We start from the raw sequence: 2,825 nt of genomic DNA on the forward strand, positions 1-2,825 counted from the left end.
GCGGACGGTAGATGATCGGCGCCTCCTCGCCCTTGGCGACGAACAGGCCGCTATTGAGAAAGGTCAGCGCCGGGATCGCCGCGGCCCCGAGCACGAGCCCGCCGAGCAGCCAGGCCGCATGCAGCGCGCGGGCGTTCAGCTCGGCGACCTCAGGCAAGGCCGGCAGGACCAGCGTCTCGGCGCGCATCAGCCAGACCGCATAGGGCAGCGCCAGCACGGCGACGACGATCAGCGCGAACAGCGGATCGAGCGCGCGCAACGTGCGGCGGCCGCCCGCGGTCGCGACCGCGAAGACGACGAGCAGCAGGAGCAGAAAGACCGCCGCGGGCGTCGTCAGCAGCAAGAGGCCGGCCTCGATCGACCAGGCGAACCAGGCGTTGCCGCGGCGCTGGCCGATGATCTGCCAGGAATGCAGCAGCAGGAGCGCCCACAGCGGCCGCGCCAGCACCAGCGGGCCGAAATCGAGTGCCGGCGAGGAGAAGGCCAGCACCGTCATCGTCAGCAGCACGGCGAGCACGGCCTGCTGCGAGCCGACCACGGCACGGGAGAGGTGATAGAGCGCGATGAAGGTCGCGATCTCACAGAGCTGGGCGAGGACATAGACGCCGAACATGTGGCCGCCGGCGGCGCGATAGGCGATGTCGGCGAGCCAGACCGGCAGCGGCGGGCCGAGATCGGTACCGACCTGGTATTCCCGGCCGAAGGCCAAGAGGGTCGCAAGGGTGCCGGGCGGGCTGCGATAGAACACCAGCGCCACGAACAGCCACATCACGGCCTGGAGCAGCACGGCGATCCACACGATCAGCCGCGGCCGGGCGCGAATGAGCTCGATGACCAGGGAGGTAAACCGCATGCAACGCCCGAAAGATGCAGCCAACCCGTCCAGCCGGCCCTATTCGCTCACATCTGTTTTGATAAAGGGCGCTGCGCGTCGTGGCAACGACCCTCTGCTCGCCATGCCCGGGCTTGTCCCGGGCATCCACGTTCTTTCGTGTCACGGGCAAGACGTGGATGGCCGGGTCAAGCCCGGCCATGACGATGTGGAGACCGGCGGGACTAGACCCTAGAGATTCGCCGACGCGTCGATCTCGATTCGGGCTTCCACCTGCACCTGCACCTCGACCTCGGTCACCGAAAACAGGTCCTGCACCGGCTCCACCGTCCAGGGCATGTGCTTGGCGCGGGCGGCGGCGACGGGGGCGAAGAAGCTGCGGTGGTGGACGGTCGGGCCGAGGCGGTTCAGCGCGTCGAGATGCTCGGGGACGGCGTAGCCCTTGTGCTGCTCGAAGCCGTAGCCCGGGCAGTCCTGCGCCAGCGCGCACATCAGCCGGTCGCGCGTCACCTTGGCGACGATCGAGGCCGCCGCGATCGACAGCACGATGCCGTCGCCGCCGATCACGGCCTCGCAGTCGCATGCCGTATCGAGCCGGTCGCGGCCGTCGACGAAGACGTGGCGGGGCTGCTCGGGCAGCGCCACCACGGCACGCTTCAGCGCCCACAGCGAGGCGCGCAGGATGTTGTCGCGATCAATCCGGGCGGGCGAGGCGACCGCGACCGAGACCTGCGCTGTGGCGCAGATCTTGTCGAACAGCTTCTCGCGCTGCTCCGCCGTCAGACGCTTGGAATCGTCGATGCCGCGCGGAATGCGATCGGGGTCGAGAATCACTGCGGCCGCCACCACGGGACCTGCGAGCGGCCCGCGGCCAGCCTCGTCGCAGCCGGCGACCGGCCAGATGCCGCGCTTGATCAGCGCGCGCTCGCGGCGGAAGCTCGGCGGCGCGACGGCGATGACGCCTTTCGCGCCCGCGCTCTTGCCGGTCGAAGGCTTGGCTGCTGAGGCCTTTCCAGCCTTAGCAGGTGCTGCCTTGTTCGCAGCGTCCTTCTTGGGCGCAGCTTTGGCCGACGTCTTGGCGGACTTGTCCCGAATCATGGCCGGGATCGTGCGCAAGCGGCCTGCCCAGCGCAACCGGGAACCCCTCGCAATTCCCGTTATTCAGGCCGGCGGCCCTACTCGGCCAGATGCACCCGCCGGTCCTCACCGACCTCGATGCCCGGAGCGACCACGACTTCCCAGGGATGGCCGTCGGGGTCGGCGAAATAGCCGGAATAGCCGCCGTAGTCGGTCTCATGCGCGGCCTTCAGCAGCGCGGCGCCCTTGTCGACGGCGAAGGCCAGCACCGCATCGACCTCCTCGCGCGCGCGGCAGTTCCAGGCGAGCGTGATGCCGCGGAAGGTCGTCGGCCTCGGTCTATCAGGCAAGGCCGCGTCGGCCGCGAGCTGGTCCCAGTGAAACAGGGCAAGCACCGGACCGCCGGTATCGTAGAAGGCGACGGCCTCGCCGGTCGCCTTCAGCCGGCGCGAAAAGCCAAGGGCATCATAGAACGCGATGCTGGCGCGGATGTCGCTCACGCCGAGCGTGATGACGGTGAGCCGCGGCACCGGGGGCGGCAATTCCTTGCGCATGACACACCTCGTTCGCCCCGGCTCCTAGAACAGGCTGAGCTGATCGCCGTTCCGCTTCGGCCGCGCAAAGTGATCCATCGTCAGTCTTGCGCGACGCTTGTTGAGCCCGAGCCTCTCGCAGGCGATCTCGAAGCGGCGACCGATGGTCCAGGCCATCGGGCCGGTGCCCTTCATCCGCTCGCCCCATTTCGCGTCGTAGTCGCGCCCGCCGCGCATGTCGCGGATYAGCGTGAAGACGTGGCGATAGCGGTCCGGATAGTTCGCCATCAGCCATTCGCGGAAGAGATCGCGCACCTCCAGCGGCAGCCGCAGCAGCACGTAGGAGGCTTCCTTGACGCCGGCATGGGCGGCCGCATCGAGAA

Annotated in this window: 3 protein-coding genes and 1 pseudogene; all 4 read right to left on the reverse strand. The window is 68.8% G+C overall.

Annotated elements, in window-relative coordinates; translation table 11 throughout:
• Positions 1-853: glycosyltransferase family 39 protein (locus AC1D00_RS34880; RefSeq protein ID WP_477013807.1), on the reverse strand; the 853-nt coding region annotated here is incomplete at its 3' end.
• A gap of 210 nt (positions 854-1,063) precedes the next feature.
• Positions 1,064-1,930 carry a ribonuclease HII gene (locus AC1D00_RS34885; RefSeq protein WP_477013808.1) on the reverse strand — a complete coding sequence of 289 codons (867 nt, stop codon included), beginning with the start codon at positions 1,928-1,930 and terminating at the stop codon, positions 1,064-1,066.
• 77 nt (positions 1,931-2,007) lie between these two features.
• Positions 2,008-2,463, reverse strand: coding sequence for a VOC family protein (locus AC1D00_RS34890; protein WP_477013809.1), 456 nt, complete (start codon positions 2,461-2,463; stop codon positions 2,008-2,010).
• A 24-nt stretch (positions 2,464-2,487) separates the two neighbouring features.
• Positions 2,488-2,825, reverse strand: a pseudogene (locus tag AC1D00_RS34895) (PA0069 family radical SAM protein); the annotation flags it as partial.

This window comes from Bradyrhizobium sp. P2_E8, from assembly GCF_056403875.1.